Source organism: Pseudomonas sp. GM24 (assembly GCF_000282235.1).
Lineage (GTDB): Bacteria > Pseudomonadota > Gammaproteobacteria > Pseudomonadales > Pseudomonadaceae > Aquipseudomonas.
Window position 1 is genome coordinate 1 of the sequence record NZ_AKJR01000343.1, and the last position, 2,180, is coordinate 2,180.

The 2,180-nt window shown below is 60.1% G+C and carries 3 protein-coding genes; 1 reads left to right on the forward strand and 2 read right to left on the reverse strand.

All coding sequences use genetic code 11. The features are described from left to right. Positions 1–116 precede the first annotated feature (116 nt). Together PMI23_RS28080 and PMI23_RS28085 are read right to left on the reverse strand one after the other, a co-directional pair. On the reverse strand, positions 117–569 hold the full coding sequence (locus PMI23_RS28080) for a DMT family transporter (RefSeq protein ID WP_007920427.1): 453 nt from the start codon (positions 567–569) through the stop codon (positions 117–119). A gap of 3 nt (positions 570–572) precedes the next feature. Continuing rightward, the gene (locus PMI23_RS28085) at positions 573–1,058 is read right to left on the reverse strand and encodes a DMT family transporter (protein ID WP_042705065.1); all 486 of its coding nucleotides are present in this window, start codon (positions 1,056–1,058) and stop codon (positions 573–575) included. Between the two features lie 113 nt (positions 1,059–1,171). On the opposite strand from PMI23_RS28085, the gene PMI23_RS28090 reads away from it, so the two are divergent. Beyond that, positions 1,172–2,107 (forward strand): LysR family transcriptional regulator, encoded by a 936-nt coding sequence (locus PMI23_RS28090; RefSeq protein ID WP_007920438.1) that lies wholly within the window; start codon positions 1,172–1,174, stop codon positions 2,105–2,107. Positions 2,108–2,180: the final 73 nt, after the last annotated feature.

Genomic DNA, 2,180 nt, shown 5'->3' on the forward strand with positions numbered 1-2,180 from the left:
TAGGAGCAAGCGTTTTTGGTTACTTTTGAGGCGTTTGTCAAAAGTGACCCGCCGTAAGGGCGGAACCCTAAGCCGCCGTTACCGCAGCAACGGATATGTACTCAACTAAACCCAACTCACCCAGCCTGACGCGAACTCCTATACATAAACACCAAAGCCACCCCCAAACACACCATCGCCAAAATCCGCGAACCAGACAGCTCAATCGCCGGATTCCCCAACCAGCCAAAATTATCAATCAACATCCCCATCCCCAACTGCCCGACAATCACCGCCACCGTCGCCACAGCCGTCCCCACCACCGGCACCGCCCCGACCATCACCATCATGTACACCACGCCAAACAGCGCCCCGGTCAACTGCCACTTCGGCACATCGAAAAGACTCACCGCATGGGCCGGCTCAAAAAACAAAATCAACAACCCGGTCGACACCGCACCCACAACAAACGTCAGCAAACTACTGCGCAACACCCCAACGCTTTCGCCCAGACGCCCATTGATCGCCGCCTGCACACTCAACACCGCACCGGCCAACACCACCACCGCCAACAAAATAACCAGACTCATCACTCACCCCCGCGCAATCAAAACCAAAGCCACCACAATCACCCCCAACGCCAGCCACCGCTCGGCATTGACCTTCTTGCGCGTCGCGCCGAACCAACCGAAATGGTCAATCAACACACTCTTGCCAACCTGCCCGGACAGAATCGCAATCATGGTCATCGCAATGCCGATATGCGGCGTCGCCAGGGTCAGCACCACCACATACATCGGCCCCAGAAACCCGCCAATCAACTGCCAGCGCGGCAGATCAGTCAGTGCCGGGCCTTTTTGCGGGCCAGCGAACAACAACAGCAAAAACAGAATCGCCGAGCCCACACCAAAGATGCTCAAGGTCGCCCACAGATGCCCGACCTGCACGCCCAACGGCCCGAGCAACCCCGCCTCCACCGACAAGCCCATGCCCGCGAGAATCACCAGCGGCAGCAACAACAAGCGCAACCCCGACTTCGTCGCCGGCGCGCTAACGCTCACCTCATCCAACGTCTGCATAAACAACCTTCCACTCAAGTAAACGATGGCGCGGATTATCGGCTGGCGCAGCTGTGCGATAAATGGGAGCATCCGGACAACACTTTTGCGCAATACGCACAACAGGATCATCCATGTACGGGCTCAACGAACTCGGATTCAAGGCACTCAGGCTGTTTGTGGCCGTTCTCGATCACGGCAGTTTTTCCGAAGTCGCCCGCCGCGAAGGCGTGGCGCCCTCTTCAATCTCCCGGCAGATTCAATTGATGGAGCAGGCGCTGAACCAGCAATTGCTCTACCGCCACACCCGCGCCGTCACGCCGACCGAAGCCGGGCGCATGCTCGGTCATCACGCGCGGCTGGTGCTGGTGCAACTGGAAGAAGCCGAACAGGCCTTGCAGGAACAGCAAAGCGAGCCCACCGGGCTGGTGCGCATCAACGCCCCGGTGGTGTTCGGCCAGCGGCATCTGACGCCGTGGCTGGGCCAGTTGTGCGCGCGCTATCCGAAGCTGCAACTGGATATCCAGCAGACCGACCACTACGTCGATCCATTGCAGGAAGGCGCCGACCTGCTGTTCCGCATCGGCCCGTTGCACGACTCGAGCATGCAGGCACGGATTCTTGCGCCGCATCGCTTTCAGGTCGCGGCCAGCCCGGCGTATCTCAAGCGCCACGGTACGCCGCAGAAACCCGAAGATCTGGCGCAACACCAATGCCTCGCCTACAAAGGCGCGACCGGCCAGCAGCGCTGGTTTTTCCGCCGCGACGGCGAGGACTGGACGCCGTATTCGGTGAAAGGCCCGATCACCGGCAACCACGCCGACACCCTCACCCAAGCCGCTGAACAGGGTTTGGGGCTGGTGATGTTTCCGTCTTGGCTGATTGGCGAAGCCGTGCGCGATGGCACGCTGGTGCCAGTGTTGGGGGAATATCAGGTATCGAACAGCCTGGAGCCGCAGCAGATTGCGGTGTTGTGGCCGGGGAGCCGGCGGTTGTCGGTGAAGGTGCGGACGGTGATTGATTTCTTTGTCGAATGCTTCGGGGAAGTGCCGTACTGGGACAGGCCTTGAGCGAAGATCAAAAGCCCCTCACCCTAGCCCTCTCCCGGAGGGAGAGGGGACTGACCGAGGTGTCTCGCGTCAT

Excerpts from the sequence above, each read along its gene's own strand:
- PMI23_RS28090 (WP_007920438.1), top strand. The coding sequence starts at position 1,172 with ATGTACGGGCTCAACGAACTCGGATTCAAGGCACTCAGGCTGTTTGTG.
- PMI23_RS28085 (WP_042705065.1), bottom strand. The coding sequence starts at position 1,058 with ATGCAGACGTTGGATGAGGTGAGCGTTAGCGCGCCGGCGACGAAGTCG.
- PMI23_RS28080 (WP_007920427.1), bottom strand. The coding sequence starts at position 569 with ATGAGTCTGGTTATTTTGTTGGCGGTGGTGGTGTTGGCCGGTGCGGTG.